Source organism: Burkholderia sp. Bp8992, assembly GCF_003853705.1.
Classification (GTDB): domain Bacteria; phylum Pseudomonadota; class Gammaproteobacteria; order Burkholderiales; family Burkholderiaceae; genus Burkholderia.
The window spans coordinates 21964-43190 of sequence record NZ_QTQI01000025.1; the positions used below are offsets into that span (position 1 = coordinate 21964).

Consider the following 21227-nt stretch of genomic DNA (forward strand, 5'->3'; position numbering starts at 1 on the left):
GAAGCGCTCGCGCACGACGGCATGACGCCGCTCGAACGCGAGCTCGCGCTCGCGTCGTTCGGGCCGGCTGCCGCGCACGACACCGCACACGACGCCACGCCGCACACGGCCGCCGCCGGCGCCGCACCGCGCGCACCGCACAATCCGCATCTCGCGCACTGGCGCACGCACCTGAACGGGCTTGGCGCGCGCAGCCACCGCGCGCTGCCGCTGCGGCCGTGCGGGCGCCTCACGCGCGCGGCCGGCCTCGTGCTCGAGGCGATCGGGCTGCGCCTGTCGGTCGGCGCCGAATGCACGATCGAGCTGCCGCCCGGCAGCACGCTGCCGCATGCAGAAGCCGAAGTCGTCGGCTTCGCCGGCGACCGCCTGTTCCTGATGCCGACCACCGACGTCGCAGGCGTGCTGCCCGGCGCGCGCGTGTGGCCGCGCGAAAGCGCACCCGTCGCCGATCCGCTCGCGGGCGCGAAGCGGCTGCCGGTCGGCTGGGAAATGCTCGGGCGCGTCGTGGACGCGTCGGGCCGCCCGCTCGACGGCCTCGGCCCGCTCACGGCGAAAGTCGAGGCGCCGCTGTCGGCGCCGTCGATCAACCCGCTCGAACGCGAGCCGATCCACCACGTGCTCGACGTCGGCGTGCGCGCGATCAACGCGCTGCTCACCGTCGGCCGCGGCCAGCGGATGGGCCTGTTCGCCGGCTCCGGCGTCGGCAAGTCGGTGCTGCTCGGCACGATGGCGCGCTACACGAGCGCGGAAGTGATCGTGATCGGGCTGATCGGCGAACGCGGCCGCGAAGTGAAGGAATTCATCGAACAGATCCTCGGCGAGGACGGGCTCGCGCGCTCGGTCGTCGTCGCGGCGCCGGCCGACGTGTCGCCGCTGCTGCGCATGCAGGGCGCCGCGTACGCGACGTCGCTCGCCGAGTATTTCCGCGACCAGGGCAAGCATGTGCTGCTGCTGATGGATTCGCTGACGCGCTACGCGATGGCGCAGCGCGAGATCGCGCTGGCGATCGGCGAGCCGCCCGCGACCAAGGGCTATCCGCCGTCGGTGTTCGCGAAGCTGCCCGCGCTCGTCGAGCGCACCGGCAACGGGCCGGAGGGCGGCGGCTCGATCACCGCGTTCTACACGGTGCTGACCGAGGGCGACGACCAGCAGGACCCGATCGCCGATTCGGCGCGCGCGATCCTCGACGGCCACATCGTGCTATCGCGCGCGCTCGCCGAGGCCGGCCACTATCCCGCGATCGACATCGAGGCGTCGATCAGCCGCGCGATGACCGCGCTGATCGACGAAGGCCATCTCGACCACGTGCGGCAGTTCAAGCAGATGCTGTCGCGCTACCAGCGCAATCGCGACCTGATCGCGGTCGGCGCGTATGCACCCGGCCGCGACGCGCAGCTCGACCGCGCGATCGCGCTCTACCCGCGCATCGAGGCATTCCTGCAGCAGGGCTTTCGCGAATGCGCGCCGTTCGCGTCGAGCCTCGCTGCGCTCGACGCGCTGTTCGACGCTTACGGAGGCTGACCCGAATGGCTCACGGCTTTCCCCTTCAGCTGCTGCTCGATCGCGCGCAGGACGACCTCGACTCGGCCGCGAAGCAGCTCGGCACTGCCCAGCGCGACCGCACCGCGGCCGCCGAGCAGCTCGACGCGCTGCTGCGCTACCGCGACGAATATCACGCGCGCTTCGCGCAGTCCGCGCAACACGGGATGCCGGCCGGCAACTGGCGCAATTTCCAGGCGTTCATCGACACGCTCGACGCGGCGATCTCGCAGCAGCGCAACGTGCTGGCCGCCGCCGAAGTCCGGATCGACGAGGCGCGCCCGAACTGGCAACAGAAGAAACGCACCGTCGGCTCGTATGAAATCCTGCAGGCACGCGGCGTCGCGCAGGAAGCGACGCGCGAGGCCCGGCGCGAACAGCGCGACGCCGACGAACACGCCGCGAAGATCCTGCGCATGCGGGCCGACGCGGCCCGCTCGTCGTAACCGACCAACGCATTCGAACGAGAGAACCGTCATGCCTCCCCTGCCCCTGCTTGGCGCGCTGCTCGACACCGCCGGCGCCGCACTCAAGGCCGCCCGCGGCTCGGGTTCGTCCGCCGCCGGCAACGATGCGTCGGCGGCCGCGACCGCCGCGCCGTTCGCGCAGACGCTGAAGCAAAGCGTCGTCACGCGTCGCGACGCGTCGAATCCCGCTACGCCCGATGCATCGACGACGCAGGCTGCGTCGAAGCCGGCCACGAGCACGAAGCCGTCCGGCACGGACGACGACGACAAGTCCACCGACGTCGCGAACGCGACGGCCAATCCCGACGCCGCCGCGCTCGCGGCCGCCGCTGCCGTGCAGGCACAGCTGCAGGCGCGCACGGACAACGCGGCGCCGGCCGATGCGGCCACCGCCACCGCCGCTGCCGCCGTCGCCGTCGCCGACACGACGCGAAAAACGGCCGTGTCAGGCCAGCCCGACGCCACGGCGACGCTGGCTGATCATGCGGCCGGGGATGCAGCTGCCCAGCCGCTCGAACCGACGTCGAGCCGCGACGCGCTGCAGGCCGCGCTCGCCAGGCTGACGGGCGGCGCGGGCGCGATTGCGATGCCGGCGACCGGCGCGTCCGCCGCGGCGACGACCTCGTCGCCGACAGCAACCGCCTCGACCGCCGCCGCCGCGCCGCTGACGCCGAAGGTGCCGACGTTCGACCGTACGCTCGCCGACGCGAAAGGCGCGCTCGCCCCGCAGCAGGCGCCGACCCAGGCCACGCCGCAGGCGCTGCAGGCCGACGCGAACGCGCAGTCCGGCGCACAGCATGCACTCGCGGCAGCCAGCGAAGCGACCGATCCGGCCGCCAGCGCGACGCTCGCGGCCGGCGCAACGGCCGCGGCCGCCGCGCAGGCGAACCTGCAGCTGTCGCCGGCCGCCGGTGCGATCGCCGCTGCCAACGCGCACGTGCTCGCGCCGCATGTCGGCACCGCCGACTGGACGGACGCACTGAGCCAGAAGGTCGTGTTCCTGTCGAATGCGCACCAGCAGAGCGCCGAGCTGACGCTCAACCCGCCCGATCTCGGGCCGCTGCAGGTCGTGCTGCGCGTCGCGGACAACCATGCGCACGCGCTGTTCGTGTCGCAGCACGCGCAGGTGCGCGAGGCCGTCGAAGCCGCGCTGCCGAAGCTGCGCGAGGCGATGGAAGCAGGCGGGCTCGGGCTCGGCAGCACGACCGTCAGCGACGGCGGCTTCGCTTCCCAGCAGCAGAACCCGCAACAGACCTTCGCCCACGGCCAGTCGCCGCGGCGCGGGAACGGCGGATCGTCAGCCGTCGATGCACCGGCCGACGTTGTGCAATCCGCACCGGCCGCCGCGAGCGTGAGCCGCGCCGGCCTCGTCGATACGTTTGCCTGAGCATGCCGTTTCGGTGCGCGCGCCGCGCTCAGCGGCCGTGCACCGCGGCAGCCGCCTCGCCGCGCGGCACCGCACCCTTGCGCGCCGCGACGATGAAGTCCGCCGCGCGTTCGCCGATCATCACCGACGGCGCATTCGTGTTCCCGCCGACCAGCGTCGGCATCACCGACGCATCGACCACGCGCAGCCCTTCGACGCCGCGCACGCGCAGTTGCGGATCGACGACCGCGCGCGCATCCGAGCCCATCCGGCAGGTGCCGACCGGGTGGTAGATCGTGTCGGCATGCGCGACGATCGTCGCGCGCAGCTCGGCCTCGCTCTGGTCCGCCCGCGTGTACAGCTCGCGCCCGCCCTGCGACGCGAGCGGCGCCTGCGACAGGATCCGGCGCATCGCCTGCGTGCCGCGCACGAGCAGGTCGAGATCGCGTGAATCGCTGAAGAAGCGCGGATCGATCAGCGGCGCGTCGCGGGCGTCGCCGGTCGCGAGCACGACCGTGCCGCGGCTGAATGGCCGCAGCGCGCACACGTGCAGCGAATAGCCGAAGCCCCAATGCATCTTGCGGTTGTGGTCGTCGACGAGCGCCGTGCAGAAATGCAGCTGCAGGTCGGGACGCTCGAGCGACGGATCGCTCTTGATGAAGCCGCCGGCCTCCGCGACGTTGCTCGTCATCATCCCCGTGCGGCTCGAGAAATAGCGCGCGAGCGCGGGCGTCATCTTCGCGATGCCGCGCAGGCACACGCCCACCAGTTCCGACGAATTCACGCGCGTGTTGATGATGAAGTCGATGTGGTCGATCAGGTTCGTGCCGACGTCCGGCGCATCCTGCACGACCGCGATCCCGTGCCGGCGCAGTTGCTCGGCCGGGCCGATCCCCGAGCACATCAGCAGCTGCGGCGAATTGAACGCGCCGGCCGACAGGATCACTTCCGCGCGCGCGCCGAGCGTCTCGACACGGCCGTTGCGCGAGACCGCGACGCCGACCGCGCGCTTGCCGTCGAAGCCGACGCGCAGCACCGTCGCGTCGGTGATCACGTGCAGGTTCGGCCGGTTGCGGCCGTAGATGTACGCGCGCGCCACGCTGCAGCGCGAGCCGTCGCGGTGCGTGACCTGATAGAAGCCGACGCCTTCCTGCGTCGCGCCGTTGAAGTCGTCGTTCAGCGGATAGCCGGCCGCGTGCGCGGCCTGGATGAATCGTTCGGAGAACGGATTGCGAAAGCGCAGATCGGAAACGGTCAACGGGCCGTCCGCGCCGTGCCATTCATCCGCGCCGCGTTCGTTGCCTTCCGCGCGACGGAAATACGGCAGCACGTCCTGCCAGCCCCAGCCCGTCGCACCGAGCTGCGCCCATTCGTCGTAGTCGCCCGGGTGGCCGCGCGTGTAGATCATCGCGTTGATCGCGCTCGAACCGCCCATCCCGCGCCCGCGCGGCTGGTAGCCGCGCCGCCCGCCGAGGCCCGGCTGCGGCACCGTCTCGTAGCCGTAGTTCGTGCCGAGCTTGTACGGCACCAGCGCCGCGATACCGACCGGCATGTTGACGAGCAGGTTGCGCTCCGTATGCGAGCCGGCCTCGATCAGCGCGATCGTCGCATCGGGGCAGGCATCGGCGAGACGGCCTGCCAGGCTCGACCCGCCCGAACCGCCGCCGACGATGATGTAGTCGTATTGCATGTCACGTCTCCGTCGTGTCATGGATGGCGCCCGGCATCGCCGCGCGACCGCGTCCCCTCTTTGGAGGGTCTGTTTGCAGATGGAACACGCATGCGAATGCCCGAAATCGCTCGTAGGGCAAGGAGCGAGGAGCGCCGTTTGGCCGAGCCAAACAAGCGACGAGCGACGCCGCCATACGGGCGATTTCGGGCATTCCCGTGACATGATTTTTTTAATTTGGGGTTGCCATGAGAACGGCCGCTCGCCGCGTTGCGCTCCTTGCGAATACATCAGTATTCGCGGCGTCGCGCGCCTCGCGAGCGGCCGTTCTCATGGCAACGCATGCGTGTTCCATCTGCAAACAGACCCTCGGGGCATTGTAGGAATGGCCGCCGCGCACGCGGCGCGCGGATTCAAGAGCGATTCCTCTAAACGCCCGCGTGAACTAAATTTAAGATGTATCGATTCGCTTCGCGCGATCCACCGGCCACGAGAAGCCGATTCGCCGCGAAACGGGAGGGACAACGATGCAGCGCCAGGTTCTGCAGGACGTGTGCCGACCCGGTCCTCCGGATGCCGCGCGCGCAGCCCGCATTTCATTTCAAACGGCGGCCCGCGCGACGTTGCACGACGGCATGCGCGCAGTCGATGGAAATCGAACGGCACGCATCGTCGCCGACCGTTTGGACGGTCTGCCGCCGCGGCAGCACGATGCACCGCGACACGCCGTCGCGTACCCGTCGCGCCGCCGCGCGTCGGTGCGCCGGCAGGCGCCGGCAACGCGGCATCCCGCACCTGCTTGCCGTCGCATCGAGTCGTGCGCGCGTGCCGTGCGGCACGATTTTCGGACGCCGATACCGTCGCGCGGATGCGACGCCGGCCGAATGCAGCAACCGGTTTTCGAGCACACGTCGCATCCGGCCCCGCGTCGCGCGACATGCATCACCCGATCCGCGTCGCCGCGCTCGCCGAGCGTGCGCGTGCGGCGTGACGGCCGGCCCATCAGCCAGGCCCAACTGGAGGAGACGACATGAAGAACGACCTGCCCGAACTGGCCCCGCAAGCACTGCCGTCGGTCGATGCGCTGACGGCGCTGCTGCGCGATCAGCGCGCGGCGTACCTGCGCGCCCCGTATCCCGCATGGGAGACACGCGTGCAGCACCTGCGCGCGCTGCGCACGATGCTGATCGACCATGCGGACGCACTCGCCGAAGCGATCAGCGCCGATTTCGGCCATCGCGCGAAGCAGGAAGTGCTGCTGTCGGAAGTCTGGATGGCGAAGGAAGAGATCGACGACGCACTGAAGCACGGCAAGCGCTGGATGAAGCCGATCCGCAAGCCGATGAACAAGTGGCTGCGCCCGGCACGCGCGAAGGTGATTCCGCAGCCGCTCGGCGTGGTCGGCATCGTCGTGCCGTGGAACTACCCGATCCTGCTCGCGGCCGGCCCGCTGATCTGCGCGCTCGCCGCCGGCAACCGCGCGATCATCAAGATGTCCGAACTGACGCCGCGCACGTCGGCGCTGTTCGAGCAGCTCATCGGCAAGACCTTCACGCGCGACCACGTCGCGGTCGTGAACGGCGATGCGGAGGTCGGCGCCGCGTTCAGCGGGCTGCCGTTCGATCACCTGCTGTTCACCGGCTCGACGCATGTCGGCCGCCACGTGATGCGCGCGGCCGCCGACAACCTCACGCCCGTCACGCTGGAGCTCGGCGGCAAGTCGCCGGCGATCATCGGCCCGAATGCGCGCTTCGATGCAGCCGTCGACGCGATCGTCGCCGGCAAGACGCTGAACGCCGGCCAGACCTGCATCGCACCCGACTACGTGCTGCTCCCGCGCGGGATGGAAGCCGCGTTCATCGAGCGCGCGCGGGCACGCTTCGCGAAGATGTATCCGGACCTGTCGACGAACGGCGACTACACGACGATCGTGTCGCCGCGCCACTACGCGCGCCTGCAGCAACTCGCGAGCGACGCGCAGGCGGCCGGCGCGCAACTGCATCCGCTGTCCGACGCGCCATCCGATCCCGCGTCGCGCCGCTTCGTGCCGTGCGCGGTCACGCAGGTGCCGGCCGCGTCGCAACTGATGCAGGAGGAAATCTTCGGGCCGCTGCTGCCGCTCGTGCCGTACGAGAGGCTCGACGAGGCGATCGCCTACGTGAATGCGCGCCCGCGTCCGCTCGCGCTCTACCTGTTCGACGAGGATGGCGGCACGATCGATCGCGTGATGCGCGAAACGATCTCGGGCGGCGTGTCGATCAACGAAACGCTGATGCACATCGCGTGCGGCAGCTTGCCGTTCGGCGGGGTCGGTGCGAGCGGCATGGGTGCGTACCACGGCTACGACGGCTTCGTGACGTTCTCGAAGATGAAGCCGGTGCTCACGCAGGCGCGCCTGAATGCGCGCAACCTGCTCGCGCCGCCGTACGGCAAGCGCTTCGCCGCGCTGATCAAGCTGATGCTGAAGTTCTGAGGCAGTCGGCCCGGACGGGCCGCGCGCATCGCGCCGCGGCCCTTGCCGGCCTGCCGCGCGGCGTGAATGCCGCGTGCGCCGTCATACGGGCCAGAGCGGCCCTTCCTGCATCGCGCCGATCTGCTCGCGCAACTCGAGCACGCGCGCTTCCCAGTAGCGATGCGTGTTGAACCACGGGAAGGCGGCGGGAAACGCGGGATCGTCCCAGCGCCGCGCGAGCCATGCCGCGTAGTGGATCAGCCGCAGCGTGCGCAGCGCTTCGACGAGATGCAGCTCGCGCGGCTCGAATTCGCAGAAATCCTCGTAGCCGGCGAGCAGGTCCGCCAGCGCGCGCGACGCGCCTTCGCGATCGCCCGGCAGCAGCAGCCACAGATCCTGGACCGCCGGCGCCATCCGGCTGTCGTCGAAGTCGACGAAATGCGGGCCCGCATCGGTCCACAGCACGTTGCTCGGATGGCAGTCGCCGTGCGTGCGCAGCAGGCGGATGTCGCCCGCGCGCTCGAACGCGGCCTCGACGCCTTCCAGCGCGAGCGCGACGGCCGTCTCGTACGCCGGTCGTACGTCATCCGGAATGAAATCGTGCGCGAGCAGGTAGTCGCGCGGCTCGTAGCCGAACGTTTTGATGTCGAGCACGGGACGCGCGACATACGGCTGCGTTGCGCCGACCGCGTGAATCCGGCCGATGAAGCGGCCGAGCCATTCGAGCGTGTCGCTGCGGTCGAGATCGGGTGCGCGCCCGCCGCGCCGCTCGAAGATCGAGAAGCGGAAGCCGTCGAACGCGTGCAGCGAGCGGCCGTCGAAGGTGCGCGCGGGCACCGCCGGAATCTCGCGCGCGGCGAGTTCGGCGACGAACGCGTGCTCTTCGAGAATCGCGTCGTCCGACCAGCGCGCCGGGCGATAGAACTTCGCGACGACCGGCGGGCCGTCTTCGATGCCGACCTGGTAGACGCGGTTTTCGTAGCTGTTGAGGGCGAGCAGGCGCCCGTCGGTGCGCAGGCCGGCCGGCATCAGCACGCTGTCGAGCGCGTCGAGCACGCACTCGGGCGTGAGGCCGGCGAACGGCGGGCTGGCGGGAGAAGCGGGAGCGGAAGTGGCGTCTGTCATGCCCCGCATTGTGCCGCCAGCCGGACCGAAAGACGAGCGTCCGGTGCGACGTGCGCTTAGTGAAGCGCCGCGCCGGCCGGCAGGACGGATTCGCCGGTGTCGATCAGGTCCTCGAGAAAGAACGGCTCGGTGTTGAGTTCTTTCGAATCACCCGGCACGCCCGCGTACCAGGTCACCATGGCCATGTCGCCCAGGATGCGCTGGACGATGCCGCGCGCGCCCTTCGGCACCGCGATATGGGTAGTGCAGACAATCGACCCGATATGCATGATGGTTCCCCACTCTTGAATCTTGAAACCCGGCCCGCTGGCGAGCCGGCAAATGCACGATCCGCGCCGCTCTCGGAGGAGCGTTGCGCGTGATCCCATTGTTCACGGTTTATCGAAGCGCGAAAAGAAGAAGAAGCAGGCGAAGTGCCGCGAATTCGTCGAATGTCTCCAATCAACCACTGCGCCGGGCAGGCACTTGCCCGCCCGGTCACCCCCATCATACCCTGTCGAATGTGACTGCCCGCCGAAACCGCCCGGCACCGCGGCGCGCACGGGATCGACGCACCGCATCGTTCGCGATGCAACACCGCCGACAGTGATTGCGCTCGATCGCTGCCTTGCGGTACCTTAGGCTCTCATTCGCGTTCAATCGCATTCCGACACGATGCATCCGCTCACGTCCGCCCTCGCAAAATCCCGGCCGCAGTTCGACTCGCGGCCGCAGGCGTGCGCGCATCCGTCGGTTCTTCCTCCTCCTGTCGCACCGCCGCTCGTCTGCGCCGCGCCGCCCCCTCCGGCAGCGCGCGCCGGCTGACCAGCCGGCTTCCGTTTCGTCTTCCATTCGCCCCCGTCGGCTTCAGTGCGTGCGTCGTCACGCATCGCATGTTGCCGCGCGCGCGAATGGAACGTTCCGATCCGTTCGACAGGTGGACTCACATGGTTTCGTTCAAACGCGCGCTTGCCGCGCATGGCGCGACGTCGCTCTTCGTGCTGCTGTGGAGCAGCGGCGCGATCTTCTCTGAACTCGGTCTGCGTCACGCGTCCGCGTTCGCCTTTCTCACCGCACGCTTCGCGCTCGCGTCGCTCGTGCTGCTCGCGCTGGCCTTCATGCGCAAACGCTGGCTGCCGCCGCGCGGCGAGCGGCGCATGGCCGCGCTGACCGGCTTGCTGATGATGGGCGGCTATTCGATCTTCTACCTGCTCGCACTCGAGCGCGGGATCGCGCCCGGTGTGCTCGCAACGATCCTCGGCGTGCAGCCGATCCTCACGCTCGCGATCGTCGAGCGGCGCTGGCAGCCCGTGCGCGTCGCGGGGCTCGCACTGTCGCTGGCCGGGCTCGCACTCGTCGTGTGCCGTGGCGCGAGCGGCGGCACGGGCGGCCTGTCGGCTGCCGGCATCGCGTATGCGCTCACCGCCCTCGTCGCGCTGACCGCCGGCTCGCTGCTGCAAAAGCGCGTACGCGCGGCGCCCGCCGACGTGCTGCCGCTGCAGAATGCGATCGGCCTCGCGCTGTGCGTCGCGATCGTGCCGTTCCGGCCGGTGTCGTTCGAGATGAGCTGGGCATTCGTCGTCCCGCTGCTGTGGCTCGGCATCGTGATTTCGGTGATCGCGCAACTGCTGTTCTACCGGTTGATGCAGCGCGGCGATCTCGTCAACGTGACGAGCCTGTTCTATCTCGTGCCCGTCGTCACCACGCTGATGGATGCCGTGTGGCTCGGCAACCGGCCGGAGCCGCTCGCGCTCGCCGGCATGGGCGCGATCATCGCGGGGCTCGCGCTCGTATTCCGCGCGTCGGCCACCCGCGCGCAACCCGGGCGCGCGTAAGCGGATGGGCCGCCGCGTCTCCGGATGCGGCGGCCCGCATCGGACACATACGATGATTCCGCGAAAATCGAAAGGAACGAGAAAGATCCGTGCAAGACATTCGTCCGACTTGCAGGAAAAACGCGTGATTCACGCGGCTTTCCGCCGATTTTTAATGGTTCGGATAGCGAAAAGCGCCGCCGGTTGCCTATACTCGAATTGACCGCCCCGCTCGCAACGGGTCGGACAACACTAGAAACACCCGGCATGGGGCCGAATCAAGCGCTGATGCGCTGACCTCGGTCAAGACCTGGAGACACGCATGACGACCTATTTCACGATCGGCGACTTCATCCTGTTGATCCCGATGGCGCTGGCCGGAGCGCTATTTCTCGGCGCGGTACCGTGCGCAACCGAATTCCGTCACAACCTGCTACGCGTGCTCGGCGTCATCCTCGGCGTCGGCGTCGCGGTGCTGCTCGTTGAAGGCCTGCCTGCGCTGATCTAGCGCGACACGTCAGCCGGCGTATCACGCGCATCGCTGCACCGCAGCGATGCGGTGTGCTGCCCGCCAGCCCGTGATACGGCACGCGTTGTTTCGCATGCCGTATCGACTCCCGGTCAGATCGCCTGATCGGTGGACGGCTTTTCCCACAGATTGATACCGCCTTCGGTCGCGTAACGGTCGATCTCCGCGAGTTCCTCCGCCGAGAATTCGAGGTTCTTCAACGCACCGACGTTCTCGCGCACCTGCTCCGCGCGGCTCGCGCCGATCAGCGCCGACGTCACGCGGCCGTTACGCAGCACCCACGCCAGCGCCATCTGCGCGAGGCTCTGCCCGCGACGTTCGGCAATCGCGTTGAGCTTGCGCACGTGCTCGAGGTTGTCCGCGCTCAAGTGATCCTGCTTCAGCGAGCCGCCGCCCGGCTTGTTCACGCGCGCGTCGGCCGGCACGCCGTTCAGGTACTTCGACGTAAGCAGGCCCTGCGCGAGCGGCGTGAACGCGATGCTGCCCGCGCCGACGTCGTCGAGCGTGCCGAGCAGATCCTCTTCGATCCAGCGGTTCAGCAGGTTGTACGACGGCTGGTGAATCAGCAGCGGCACCTTGTATTGCGCGAGCAGCTCGGCCATCTCGCGCGTCTTCGCGGCCGAATACGACGAGATGCCGATGTAGAGCGCCTTGCCCTGCTGCACGGCCGACGCGAGTGCGCCTGCCGTTTCCTCGAGCGGCGTGTGCGCATCGAAGCGGTGCGAATAGAAGATGTCGACGTAGTCGAGCCCCATCCGCTGCAGGCTCTGGTCGAGGCTCGCGAGCACGTACTTGCGCGACCCGCCGCCGCTGCCGTACGGCCCCGGCCACATGTCCCAGCCGGCCTTCGTCGAGATCAGCAGTTCGTCACGATACGGCCGGAAATCCTCCTTCAGCAGCCGCCCGAAGTTGGTCTCGGCGCTGCCGTACGGCGGCCCGTAGTTGTTCGCGAGATCGAAGTGGTTGATGCCGAGGTCGAACGCGGTGCGCAGGATCTCGCGCTGCGTCGAGATCGGCGTCGTGTCGCCGAAGTTGTGCCACAGGCCAAGCGACAGGGCGGGCAGTTTGAGCCCGGATTTGCCGCAGGTGCGGTATTGCATGCCGGCATAACGTTCGGAAGCTGCTTCGTAGGCCATGAGTCTGTTCCGTCAGGACATCGGGGGAAGGGACGCGCGCCGGCCGCACACATGGCGCGACGGCGGCGAAGGAGTCATACGACGACTATGGTAGCGAAAGCGGCCGGATCGCGCACGGCGGCACGGCGATGGACGCGACCGCGGTCGTCGCCTACACTGCGGCGTCTCGAATCACCGTTTCAGCGAGGTTGGTATGTCCCGGGTCATCTCGGTTGCACTGCTCGTCGGCGGCGTCCTGCTGCTGTACTTCGGCGGCCAGTCGTTCCATTCGATCAACGACAACGTGTCGCGCTTCTTCACCGGTTCGCCCGCGACGAAGACGATCCTGCTGATCGTCGGCGGCGCCGTCGCATCGTTCATCGGCCTGATCGGCCTCGCGATGCCGGGCGGCAAGCGCTGACGCGCGCCGTCGCGCGGCGCACGCACGGCCCGCGTCACCCGTCACGCACGCGCGACGCATCAAACGAAACGGGCGGCCAGGCCGCCCGTTGCTTCATTCGCCGGCGATGCGCCGCATCGCCTGGGCATCGCGGTGTCATCGCGCCGCCCGATTCGCACCTAGAACTGCACTTCCGGCTTCGACGCCGAACGCGTGCCGGGCACCGGCCGGTTGCTCGCGCCGTGGTACGTGTACACGAGCGAGAATTTCACCTGGTCGGAACGGTTCTGCCCGGCCGAATGCAGCGTATTGCTGTGGAAGAACACGACGTCGCCGGTCTGCAGCGACGGGCACGTGGCCGCGTCGATCATCCTGCGGTTCTCCGGCAGGTCGCTGCGGAAGAACTTCGCGTCGTCGAACGCTTCCGGCCCGAATTCGGCCGTGTGCGAACCCGGCACCAGCCACAGCGCGCCGTTCTCGTTCGTTTCCGGCCCCAGCGCGAGCCACACCGACACCATGTCCGGGCGCGCGAACGACCAGTAGCGGAAATCGCGATGCCAGCCCGTCAGGCTGCCGTACGCCGGGTGTTTCGTCATCATGCAGTTGTGATGCGCGCGCGACAGCACGGGCTCTTCACCGAAATATTCGCGCATCCACGCGCCGATTTCAGGTGCGACCGCGCGCTCGGCGAACGCCGGATCGCGCGAGTACGCATCGAGCAGCCGCCGCACCGTGTGCCCGCCCGGCGCATGCTTCGATTCCGGCGCGCCCGGGTAGCGCAGGTCGGCCTCGAATTCGATCGGCTCGGCGGCCTCACGCAACTGGCGCTCCGCGATCTGCCTGAGCGTCGCGCACTGCTCTTCGCTGACGAGGCCACGCGCGACGACGAAGCCGCGCTCGCGCAATTCCGCGACTTGCGCGCGGATCGATTCCAACTGCAATGGAGACGACATGGGATGCCAGACGATTATTGTGTGAATGTGACGATTGTAAATCGGCGCCGGATGCCGCGAACAGCACCATTGCCGTACGCAGGGGCATGCCAATCGCGGATTTGATCCGGCTCAAGGGAACTGTTCGCCGCGGCACCTGCCTCACCGACAGGCGGTATGCGGCACGCGCCTTGTGGCACAAGGGTTTATCGCGACTTTTGCCCGTCATGAATCCCCTGTAGCCTGTCGCGGCCTGTCAATTCTGGCGGGCGCGGCGCGCAGCGAGTTTCGGTAAGATCCGTTGCGCCATCCGAGGCCGTTCATACCAGTGCGCTCCCAAGGGCGCCATCCATACAAGCGAAGCATCGTTCACATGCCATTCCGTCTGACTTCCCGTCTCAGCCGCGCTGCGAAGCGCGTCGTGCCGCCCGCTCCTGCCCGCTCGCTGCGCCATCACCGCGCCCGCACGCAGGCGCTGGCCGAGCGCGCGCCCGCACACAGCCGGCTGGACGGCATCCGTGCGTGGTTCCACGCATTTTTCTCGATGATGAGCACGCAGGCGTTCGCCCGCCGTGCCGGCCTGCGCTCGCTGCTGCAGAAGCCGTCGTCGCTGCGCGCGCTTGCGCTGCGCCGTGCGCTCGGCCCGCAGCGCCGCGTCAACCGCCCGCGCCGGCTGGCGGCCAGCAACGGCTGGTTCGGGTTCGGCGCACGCTGAACCCGCACCGGCGGGCACGGCCCGCGACGATCGCCGCCGTTGCGCCGCGATCGGAACCCATAAAAAAACCCCGGCAAGCCGGGGTTTTTCTTTGCGGGCGAACGACGCTTACGCGACGCGTGCCGTCGGCTCGACGCCAGCCGCTTCGGCCAGTGCGAGCGCCTTGTCGGTCGCTTCCCACGAGAATTCCGGCTCTTCACGGCCGAAGTGCCCGTAGGCAGCGGTCTTCTCGTAGATCGGACGCAGCAGGTCGAGCATCTTGATGATGCCCTTCGGACGCAGGTCGAAATGCTCGCGCACGAGCTTCGTGATCACCGCATCCGACACGCGGCCCGTGCCGAACGTGTTGACCATCACCGAGGTCGGCTCGGCGACGCCGATCGCGTACGACACCTGGATCAGCGCGCGCGACGCGAGGCCGGCGGCGACGATGTTCTTCGCGACGTAGCGGCCTGCATACGCAGCCGAACGGTCGACCTTCGACGGATCCTTGCCCGAGAACGCGCCGCCGCCGTGCGGTGCGGCACCGCCGTACGTGTCGACGATGATCTTGCGGCCGGTCAGGCCGCAATCGCCCTGCGGGCCGCCGATCACGAACCGGCCGGTCGGGTTCACGAGGAACTTGATGTCGCCCTTGATCAGGTCGGCCGGCAGCGTCGGCTTGATGATTTCCTCGATCACGGCTTCGCGCAGCGCCGGCAGTTCGATGTCCGGTGCGTGCTGCGTGGACAGCACGACGGTGTCGATCGAATCGGGCTTGCCGTCGACGTAGCGGACGGTGACCTGCGACTTCGCGTCCGGGCGCAGCCATTGCAGGCGGCCGTCGCGGCGCAGGCTGGCCTGACGTTCGACGAGGCGGTGCGACAGGTAGATCGGCAGCGGCATCAGTTCCGGCGTTTCGTCGCACGCATAGCCGAACATCAGGCCCTGGTCGCCCGCACCTTGGTCGAGGTTGTCGTCGTGTGCACGATCGACGCCCTGTGCGATGTCCGGCGACTGCTTGTCGTACGCGACGAGCACCGCGCAACCCTTGTAGTCGATGCCGTAGTCGGTGTTGTCGTAGCCGATGCGCTTGATGGTGTCGCGCGCGATCTGGATGTAATCGATGTTGGCCGTCGTGGTGATTTCACCGGCCAGAACGACGAGACCCGTGTTGCACAGCGTTTCAGCCGCAACGCGGGAATATTTGTCCTGCTCGAGGATGGCGTCGAGAATCGCGTCCGAGATTTGGTCCGCGACTTTGTCCGGATGGCCTTCGGAGACGGATTCGGACGTGAAGAAATAATCGTTTGCCACTTTTTCAGGCTCCTGTGTGGTTACGGGTGGTTTCACGTAGCCAGCTTCGTTGGGCCTGAAGCGGCGACGCTTTAGCGGATTACCAGGACCGGGCAGTGCGTGTGGCACCAGCCGGCTTCGCCCCGCAAGTTGTCAGTTAACTCGGCGAAGACCGTATTATAGCGGCTTTCCTGAATTGTCACAGAGCGCCGCCCGTGCTGCATTTTCCGCCGTCTTACCACCCTGTTCGCAACGTGCCGGCCAGCCTGCCCTACGGAGATTCCGCATGCTAGGCCGCCTCGGCACGCACCTCGCCATCGGCTTGCTGAAGCTGCTCGCGCTGCTGCCGTACGGTCTGACCGCACGGTTCGGCGATGGCCTCGGCTGGCTGCTGTATCAGATCCCCAGCCGGCGAAAGCGCATCGTACATACGAATCTGAAACTCTGCTTCCCCGACTGGAGCGACGAGCGGCGCGAGGAAGTGGCGGGCAAGCATTTCCGCCATGCGATCCGCAGCTACGTCGAGCGCAGCTACCAGTGGTTCGCGTCGGAAGCGGCCTACCGCAAGCTGTTTACGATCGAGAGCGAGATCGACCTCACCGATCCGGACATGCCGCCGACCCTCTTGCTCGGGTTCCATTTCGTCGGCATCGAGGCCGGTTCGATGGCGATCAACCTCGCACTCGACCGTCCGTGCGGCTCGCTCTACACGCCGATGAAGAGCCCGGAAATCGAAGCCGCGGCCAAGGCCGGCCGAAGCCGCTTCGGCGCGGAACTCGCGAGCCGGGCCGACAGCGCGCGAACCGTGCTGCGCTGGCTGCGCGACCGCAAGCCGGTGATGCTCGGCGCCGACATGGACTACGGGCTGCGCAACTCGACGTTCGTGCCCTTCTTCGGCGTGCCGGCCTGCACGCTGACGGCCGTCGGCCGGTTCGCAAAGACGGGCCACGCGCAGGTCGTGCCGTTCATCGGCGAGGTGCTGCCGAACTACAAGGGCTACCGTCTGAAGGTATTCAAGCCGTGGGATAACTACCCGACCGGCGACGACGATCTCGACGCACGGCGGATGAACGCGTTCCTCGAGGAACAGATCCCGCTGATGCCCGAGCAGTACTACTGGGTCCACAAGCGCTTCAAGACGCGCCCGCCCGGCGAGCCGAGCCTGTACTGACCCTGCCGCGCGGCATGCGCAGGCGCGCCGTCAAGTGCGCGCCTGCGCTCTCGCCACCTTGGGTGCGCCCTTTGCGCGCGCCCGCCACAGATCGTGGGCCGACTGCTGCGCGAGCCACAGATCGGCCCTTCCCCCGCTTTCCTCGCCGAGCCACGCTTCGAGGCGCAGCGCCATTTCCGGCGAGATGCCGGCATGGCCGTGCAGGATCCGCGACAGCGCGGCACGTGTCACGCCGAGCTGCGACGCGGCCTCGGTGACAGTCAGGCCGAGCGCCGGCAGCACGTCGTCGCGCAGCGTTTCGCCCGGGTGGGGCGGATTGAAGATGCGGGTCATGGCTTGAATCATTTCAGTAGCAGTGAGCGCGAAACCGGTGGCATCGGCCGCGTATAGCCGCACTATACGGATTCCCGGATCGAGACTTCAATTTGACGGGTACGAAATGCACGCCGCGTGCATTCCGCTTCTCCGTTGCCTCGGCGCCGCCACGCCGCGCCCCGCCCATCTGCCCCCTCTCATTCGCGCGCCCAGCGGACACCCCGCCCCGCCCGCGCAGGACGCCCCAGTCGGCTGCATGTATCATTTGCGGTTGAGATCTGCACGACGAACGAAGCCGCCCGGCATGGCCGCCGGCCGTTCGCACCGTGCCGACCGCCTTGTTCGCCATGGAATTCCGGACCCAGTGAAACTCTCGTTCACCAAGATGCACGGCGCGGGCAACGACTTCGTCGTGCTCGACGGCTATTCGCGCGCGTTGCCGCCGCTCACCGAAGCGCAGGTGCGCGCACTCGCCAACCGTCACTTCGGCATCGGCGCCGACCAGTTGCTGCTCGTCGAGAAACCGACCGTCGACGGTGCGGATTTCAAGTACCGGATCTTCAATTGCGACGGCGGCGAGGTCGAACACTGCGGCAACGGCGCGCGCTGCTTCGTGAAGTTCGTCAGCGACCGCGGCCTGACCGACAAGCGCAGCGTGCGCGTGCAGGTCATGAAGGGCCTGATCACGCTGACGCTGCAGGACAACGGTGAAGTCGTCGTCGACATGGGCGCGCCTGTGTTCGCGCCGGCGCAGGTGCCGTTCGACGCGTCGGGCCTCGACGGCCGCCACGAAGGCCGCGACACGCTGTGGCCGCTCGACGCCGGCGGCGCGACGCGCTGGATCTCGACGGTGTCGATGGGCAACCCGCACGCGGTGCAGGTCGTCGACGATGTCGAGGCGTACCCGGTGCTGGAAGAAGGCCCGCTGATCGAGCGCCATGCGCGCTTCCCGCAGCGCGTGAACGCCGGCTTCATGCAGATCGTGTCGCGCAACGAAGTGAAGCTGCGCGTGTACGAACGCGGCGCGGGCGAGACGCTCGCGTGCGGCACCGGCGCGTGCGCGGCGGTCGCGGCCGGCATCCGGCGCGGCCTGCTCGATTCGCCCGTGACCGTGCACACCCACGGCGGCACGCTGACGATCGGCTGGGACGGCGCGCGCGACGAAGCCGCCGCGCTGATGATGGCCGGCCCCGCCGCGACCGTGTTCGAAGGTGAGATCGACCTGAACGCCTGACCCTGCAACGTCCTTGATAACTGAACGCGCCAGCCACATGAACGATCGCGAAGTCGCCGACTACCTGCTCGCCAATCCCGAATTCTTCGCGCAGCACGCCGAACTGCTCGCGACGATCCGTCTCGCGAACCCGCACGGCAAGGCCGCGATCTCGCTGCAGGAGCGGCAGATGGAGATGCTGCGCGACAAGAACAAGCATCTCGAGCGCCGGCTCGCCGAGCTCGTGCGCTACGGCCACGAGAACGACAGCCTGTCCGCGAAGTTCAGCCGCTGGACCGCACGCGTGATCGCGGAGCGTGATCCGTACGCGCTGCCGCGCACGATCGCCGACGGCATCGCCGACGTGTTCGACGTGCCGCAGACGGCGCTGCGCGTGTGGGATGTCGCCGACACCTATGCGCAAGCCGACTTCGCGCGCCAGGTCGGCGAGGAAGTGCGCCTGTTCACGAACGGGCTGTCGACGCCGTACTGCGGCGCGAACACGGGCTTCGAAGCCGCGCAATGGCTCGCGCCCGCGCTCGCCGCGCCGGCCGCGAATGCGGCGGAAGGCGCCGAAGCCGCACCGGCCGGCGACGGCTCGGCCACGTCGGTCGCGCTGCTCGCGCTGCGCACGCCGCTCGGCGGCACCGATGCGCCCGCGTTCGGCCTGCTCGTGCTCGGCTCGCCCGATCCGCGCCGCTTCCACGACGGAATGGCCACCGACTTCCTCGCGCAGATCGCGACGCTCGCGAGCGCCGCGCTCACGCGCCTGCTGCCGCACTGATCCGCCGCACGCGATGACCGACGATCCGATCGCCGCCTACCTGTCGAACCTGAAACACGTCAGGCAGCTGTCGGAACACACGCTGCGCGCGTACACGCACGAACTCGACGAGCTGAAGAAGCTCGCGTCCGGCCGGCCGCTCGAGGCATTGACGGCCGCCGACATGCGCGGTGCGGTCGCGCGCGCGCATGCGGGCGGGCTGTCCGCGCGGTCGATCTCGCACCGTCTGTCGGCATGGCGCGCGTTCTACCGCTGGCTCGCGCAGCGCATCGAGATGCCCGCGAACCCGGTGGCCGCGGTGCGCGCGCCGAAACGCCCGAAGACCTTGCCGAAGGCGCTGTCGGTCGACGACGCGTCCGCGCTGATGGACGCGCCGCTCGCCGGCACGACCGAAGGCATTCGCGATCACGCGATCCTCGAGCTGTTCTATTCGTCGGGGCTGCGCCTCGCCGAGCTGATCGGGCTCGACGTGATGTACACGCAGGCCGACGGCTACCGTTCGACCGGCTGGCTCGATCTCGCCGAAGCCGAAGTCACCGTGCGCGGCAAGGGCAACAAGGAACGCAAGGTGCCGGTCGGCCGCAAGGCGATCGACGCGCTGAACGCGTGGCTCGCGGTGCGCGGCGAATTCGTGAAGCACGACCCGCATCCGCTGTTCGTATCGGTGCGCGGCAACCGGATGTCGCCGGGCGTCGTGCGCGAGCGCGTGAAGCGCGCGGCGCTCACCGCGGGCATCCCCGCCAACGTCCATCCGCACGTGCTCCGCCACTCGTTCGCGACGCACGTGCTGCAGTCGAGCGGCGACCTGCGCGCGGTGCAGGAACTGCTCGGCCACGCGAGCGTCGCCGCGACGCAGGTCTATACGTCGCTCGACTTCCAGCATCTCGCGAAGATTTACGACAGCGCGCATCCGCGTGCGAAGAAGCGCGACTGACGCACTTCCCGTGTTACCCGCCGCGCCCGGCGACCGATCGCGGTCGGCTTCCGTCGCGGCTCATTTCGATCTCATCATGCAAACCGTCACCCTCAAGCCGTCCAAGGAAAAATCGCTGCTGCGCCGCCATCCGTGGGTCTACGCGAATGCGATCGACCGCGTCGACGGCAAGCCCGCGCCCGGCGCGACCGTGCTCGTGCGTGCGCACGACGGCCGCTTCCTCGCGCGCGGCGCGTACAGCCCGCAGTCGCAGATCCGCGTGCGCGTGTGGAGCTTCGACGAGCACGAGCCGATCGACCACGCGTTCTTCAAGCGCCGCGTGCAGCGCGCGGTCGCGCACCGCACGACGATGGTGTCGGGCACGGGCGCGGTGCGGCTCGTGTTCGGCGAAGCCGACGGGCTTCCGGGCCTGATCGTCGACTACTACGTCGCGGACACCGCCGAAGCCGGCGCGGCGCCGCGCGGCCAGCTCGTCTGCCAGTTCATGGCCGCGGGCGTCGAAGCGTGGAAGGACGCGATCGTCGCGGCGCTCTCCGGCGCGACGGGCTGCCCGAACGTGTACGAGCGCTCGGACGTGTCGATCCGCGACAAGGAAGGGCTCGAACAGACGACCGGCGTGCTGGCCGGCGACGCGCCGCCCGCGACGCTGATCTCGAGCGAAAACGGCGTGCGCTATCACGTCGACGTGCCGAACGGCCACAAGACGGGCTTCTACGTCGACCAGCGCGACAACCGCGCGCTGGTCGCGCAGTACGCGGCCGACCGCGACGTGCTGAACTGCTTCTGCTACACGGGCGGCTTCTCGCTCGCGGCGCTCAAGGGCGGCGCGAAACGCGTCGTGTCGATCGACTCGTCGGGCGATGCGCTCGCGCTCGCGCAGCAGAACGTCGTCGCCAACGGCTTCGACGCCGAACGCGCGACCTGGCTCGACGCCGATGCGTTCAAGACGCTGCGCCGCCTCGTCGACGAAGGCGAGCGTTTCGACCTGATCGTGCTCGATCCGCCGAAGTTCGCGCCGACCCGCGACAGCGTCGACCGGGCGGCGCGCGCGTACAAGGACATCAACCTGAGCGGCTTCAAGCTGCTGCGCCCGGGCGGCCTGCTGTTCACGTACTCGTGCTCGGGTGCGATCGACATGGACCTGTTCCAGAAGATCGTCGCGGGCGCGGCCGCCGACGCGAAGGTCGACGCGCGCATCCTGAAGCGGCTCGGCGCGGGCGTCGATCACCCGCTGCTCGCCGCGTTCCCGGAAGGCGAATATCTGAAGGGCCTGCTGTTGCAAATCGTCTGATCGCCCCGATCTACGCGCGTAACCGTCCGCCGGCCGCCCGGCGGATCAGCGCTTTCGCCTGTCGTTCGGACGACGGGCGAGGGCTTGACAGGTATGTTTCAATGGATGGTTGTGCGCCCCGGCTGGCAAAGCCCCGGGCGCG

General features: G+C 68.6%; 21 protein-coding genes. 14 read left to right on the plus strand and 7 right to left on the minus strand.

Annotation, left to right across the window (positions count from 1 at the left end; genetic code table 11):
• Positions 1–21: 21 nt before the first annotated feature.
• The 3 genes from fliI to DIE03_RS29285 are packed head-to-tail and all read left to right on the plus strand — an operon-like array spanning position 22 to position 3393.
• Complete coding sequence (gene fliI, locus DIE03_RS29275; RefSeq protein ID WP_409364439.1) at positions 22–1521, plus strand: flagellar protein export ATPase FliI; 1500 nt, start codon at positions 22–24, stop codon at positions 1519–1521.
• A 5-nt stretch (positions 1522–1526) separates the two neighbouring features.
• Positions 1527–1985: a flagellar export protein FliJ gene (gene fliJ / locus DIE03_RS29280; protein ID WP_124455738.1), complete on the plus strand. Its 459-nt coding sequence runs from the start codon at positions 1527–1529 to the stop codon at positions 1983–1985.
• 31 nt (positions 1986–2016) lie between these two features.
• Positions 2017–3393, plus strand: a complete 1377-nt coding sequence (locus DIE03_RS29285) for a flagellar hook-length control protein FliK (protein ID WP_124455739.1) — start codon at positions 2017–2019, stop codon at positions 3391–3393.
• 28 nt (positions 3394–3421) lie between these two features.
• Here DIE03_RS29285 and DIE03_RS29290 read toward each other — a convergent pair whose 3' ends face one another.
• On the minus strand, positions 3422–5062 hold the full coding sequence (locus DIE03_RS29290; RefSeq protein ID WP_124455740.1) for a GMC family oxidoreductase: 1641 nt from the start codon (positions 5060–5062) through the stop codon (positions 3422–3424).
• A 506-nt stretch (positions 5063–5568) separates the two neighbouring features.
• Here DIE03_RS29290 and DIE03_RS38420 point away from each other — a divergent pair.
• Entirely contained in the window at positions 5569–6075 is a 507-nt protein-coding gene (locus tag DIE03_RS38420) for a hypothetical protein (protein ID WP_185658247.1), read from the plus strand.
• Complete coding sequence (locus DIE03_RS29310; RefSeq protein WP_124455742.1) at positions 6072–7514, plus strand: coniferyl aldehyde dehydrogenase; 1443 nt, start codon at positions 6072–6074, stop codon at positions 7512–7514. Before DIE03_RS38420 ends, DIE03_RS29310 begins: the two co-directional genes overlap by 4 nt.
• A gap of 81 nt (positions 7515–7595) precedes the next feature.
• Here DIE03_RS29310 and DIE03_RS29315 read toward each other — a convergent pair whose 3' ends face one another.
• Positions 7596–8618, minus strand: coding sequence for a serine/threonine protein kinase (locus DIE03_RS29315; RefSeq protein WP_124455743.1), 1023 nt, complete (start codon positions 8616–8618; stop codon positions 7596–7598).
• Between the two features lie 56 nt (positions 8619–8674).
• Positions 8675–8887 (minus strand): hypothetical protein, encoded by a 213-nt coding sequence (locus tag DIE03_RS29320; protein WP_124455744.1) that lies wholly within the window; start codon positions 8885–8887, stop codon positions 8675–8677.
• A gap of 657 nt (positions 8888–9544) precedes the next feature.
• Here DIE03_RS29320 and DIE03_RS29335 point away from each other — a divergent pair.
• Both DIE03_RS29335 and DIE03_RS29345 read left to right on the plus strand, forming a co-directional pair.
• Positions 9545–10432, plus strand: a complete 888-nt coding sequence (locus tag DIE03_RS29335) for a DMT family transporter (RefSeq protein ID WP_124455746.1) — start codon at positions 9545–9547, stop codon at positions 10430–10432.
• 301 nt (positions 10433–10733) lie between these two features.
• Positions 10734–10919 carry a hypothetical protein gene (locus DIE03_RS29345; protein WP_011353526.1) on the plus strand — a complete coding sequence of 62 codons (186 nt, stop codon included), beginning with the start codon at positions 10734–10736 and terminating at the stop codon, positions 10917–10919.
• A 113-nt stretch (positions 10920–11032) separates the two neighbouring features.
• Here the strand turns inward: DIE03_RS29345 and mgrA are convergent, their stop codons facing one another.
• A complete protein-coding gene (gene mgrA / locus DIE03_RS29350; protein WP_124455747.1) occupies positions 11033–12076 on the minus strand; it encodes an L-glyceraldehyde 3-phosphate reductase in 1044 nt (347 codons plus the stop codon).
• A gap of 193 nt (positions 12077–12269) precedes the next feature.
• Here mgrA and DIE03_RS29355 point away from each other — a divergent pair, with 193 nt between their 5' ends.
• Positions 12270–12476 (plus strand): DUF3185 family protein, encoded by a 207-nt coding sequence (locus tag DIE03_RS29355; RefSeq protein ID WP_124455748.1) that lies wholly within the window; start codon positions 12270–12272, stop codon positions 12474–12476.
• A gap of 158 nt (positions 12477–12634) precedes the next feature.
• Here the strand turns inward: DIE03_RS29355 and DIE03_RS29360 are convergent, their stop codons facing one another.
• Positions 12635–13408 carry a phytanoyl-CoA dioxygenase family protein gene (locus DIE03_RS29360; protein WP_124455749.1) on the minus strand — a complete coding sequence of 258 codons (774 nt, stop codon included), beginning with the start codon at positions 13406–13408 and terminating at the stop codon, positions 12635–12637.
• A gap of 352 nt (positions 13409–13760) precedes the next feature.
• On the opposite strand from DIE03_RS29360, the gene DIE03_RS29365 reads away from it, so the two are divergent.
• On the plus strand, positions 13761–14102 hold the full coding sequence (locus tag DIE03_RS29365; RefSeq protein WP_124455750.1) for a hypothetical protein: 342 nt from the start codon (positions 13761–13763) through the stop codon (positions 14100–14102).
• Positions 14103–14210: 108 nt separating this feature from the next.
• Here the strand turns inward: DIE03_RS29365 and metK are convergent, their stop codons facing one another.
• Positions 14211–15398, minus strand: coding sequence for a methionine adenosyltransferase (gene metK, locus DIE03_RS29370; protein ID WP_039353866.1), 1188 nt, complete (start codon positions 15396–15398; stop codon positions 14211–14213).
• A gap of 265 nt (positions 15399–15663) precedes the next feature.
• On the opposite strand from metK, the gene DIE03_RS29375 reads away from it, so the two are divergent.
• Positions 15664–16548: a lipid A biosynthesis lauroyl acyltransferase gene (locus DIE03_RS29375; RefSeq protein WP_124455751.1), complete on the plus strand. Its 885-nt coding sequence runs from the start codon at positions 15664–15666 to the stop codon at positions 16546–16548.
• A 30-nt stretch (positions 16549–16578) separates the two neighbouring features.
• On the opposite strand, the gene DIE03_RS29380 is transcribed toward DIE03_RS29375, so the two are convergent.
• Positions 16579–16881: a HigA family addiction module antitoxin gene (locus DIE03_RS29380; RefSeq protein WP_124455752.1), complete on the minus strand. Its 303-nt coding sequence runs from the start codon at positions 16879–16881 to the stop codon at positions 16579–16581.
• 346 nt (positions 16882–17227) lie between these two features.
• Between DIE03_RS29380 and dapF the strand changes: the two genes are divergently transcribed.
• The 4 genes from dapF (at position 17228) to DIE03_RS29400 (ending at position 21085) form a co-directional block, all read left to right on the plus strand.
• Entirely contained in the window at positions 17228–18097 is an 870-nt protein-coding gene (dapF, locus tag DIE03_RS29385) for a diaminopimelate epimerase (RefSeq protein WP_185658248.1), read from the plus strand.
• Positions 18098–18134: 37 nt separating this feature from the next.
• Positions 18135–18860 (plus strand): DUF484 family protein, encoded by a 726-nt coding sequence (locus DIE03_RS29390; protein WP_124455754.1) that lies wholly within the window; start codon positions 18135–18137, stop codon positions 18858–18860.
• Between the two features lie 13 nt (positions 18861–18873).
• Entirely contained in the window at positions 18874–19794 is a 921-nt protein-coding gene (gene xerC, locus DIE03_RS29395; protein ID WP_124455755.1) for a tyrosine recombinase XerC, read from the plus strand.
• Positions 19795–19870: 76 nt separating this feature from the next.
• Complete coding sequence (locus DIE03_RS29400; RefSeq protein WP_124455756.1) at positions 19871–21085, plus strand: class I SAM-dependent rRNA methyltransferase; 1215 nt, start codon at positions 19871–19873, stop codon at positions 21083–21085.
• The last annotated feature ends 142 nt before the right edge of the window (positions 21086–21227 follow it).

What these genes read in the sequence shown, in the direction of transcription:
- fliI (WP_409364439.1), top strand. Translation starts at nt 22, where the DNA reads ATGACGCCGCTCGAACGCGAGCTCGCGCTCGCGTCGTTCGGGCCGGCT.
- fliJ (WP_124455738.1), top strand. Translation starts at nt 1,527, where the DNA reads ATGGCTCACGGCTTTCCCCTTCAGCTGCTGCTCGATCGCGCGCAGGAC.
- DIE03_RS29285 (WP_124455739.1), top strand. Translation starts at nt 2,017, where the DNA reads ATGCCTCCCCTGCCCCTGCTTGGCGCGCTGCTCGACACCGCCGGCGCC.
- DIE03_RS29290 (WP_124455740.1), bottom strand. Translation starts at nt 5,062, where the DNA reads ATGCAATACGACTACATCATCGTCGGCGGCGGTTCGGGCGGGTCGAGC.
- DIE03_RS38420 (WP_185658247.1), top strand. Translation starts at nt 5,569, where the DNA reads ATGCAGCGCCAGGTTCTGCAGGACGTGTGCCGACCCGGTCCTCCGGAT.
- DIE03_RS29310 (WP_124455742.1), top strand. Translation starts at nt 6,072, where the DNA reads ATGAAGAACGACCTGCCCGAACTGGCCCCGCAAGCACTGCCGTCGGTC.
- DIE03_RS29315 (WP_124455743.1), bottom strand. Translation starts at nt 8,618, where the DNA reads ATGACAGACGCCACTTCCGCTCCCGCTTCTCCCGCCAGCCCGCCGTTC.
- DIE03_RS29320 (WP_124455744.1), bottom strand. Translation starts at nt 8,887, where the DNA reads ATGCATATCGGGTCGATTGTCTGCACTACCCATATCGCGGTGCCGAAG.
- DIE03_RS29335 (WP_124455746.1), top strand. Translation starts at nt 9,545, where the DNA reads ATGGTTTCGTTCAAACGCGCGCTTGCCGCGCATGGCGCGACGTCGCTC.
- DIE03_RS29345 (WP_011353526.1), top strand. Translation starts at nt 10,734, where the DNA reads ATGACGACCTATTTCACGATCGGCGACTTCATCCTGTTGATCCCGATG.
- mgrA (WP_124455747.1), bottom strand. Translation starts at nt 12,076, where the DNA reads ATGGCCTACGAAGCAGCTTCCGAACGTTATGCCGGCATGCAATACCGC.
- DIE03_RS29355 (WP_124455748.1), top strand. Translation starts at nt 12,270, where the DNA reads ATGTCCCGGGTCATCTCGGTTGCACTGCTCGTCGGCGGCGTCCTGCTG.
- DIE03_RS29360 (WP_124455749.1), bottom strand. Translation starts at nt 13,408, where the DNA reads ATGTCGTCTCCATTGCAGTTGGAATCGATCCGCGCGCAAGTCGCGGAA.
- DIE03_RS29365 (WP_124455750.1), top strand. Translation starts at nt 13,761, where the DNA reads ATGCCATTCCGTCTGACTTCCCGTCTCAGCCGCGCTGCGAAGCGCGTC.
- DIE03_RS29375 (WP_124455751.1), top strand. Translation starts at nt 15,664, where the DNA reads ATGCTAGGCCGCCTCGGCACGCACCTCGCCATCGGCTTGCTGAAGCTG.
- DIE03_RS29380 (WP_124455752.1), bottom strand. Translation starts at nt 16,881, where the DNA reads ATGACCCGCATCTTCAATCCGCCCCACCCGGGCGAAACGCTGCGCGAC.
- DIE03_RS29390 (WP_124455754.1), top strand. Translation starts at nt 18,135, where the DNA reads ATGAACGATCGCGAAGTCGCCGACTACCTGCTCGCCAATCCCGAATTC.
- xerC (WP_124455755.1), top strand. Translation starts at nt 18,874, where the DNA reads ATGACCGACGATCCGATCGCCGCCTACCTGTCGAACCTGAAACACGTC.
- DIE03_RS29400 (WP_124455756.1), top strand. Translation starts at nt 19,871, where the DNA reads ATGCAAACCGTCACCCTCAAGCCGTCCAAGGAAAAATCGCTGCTGCGC.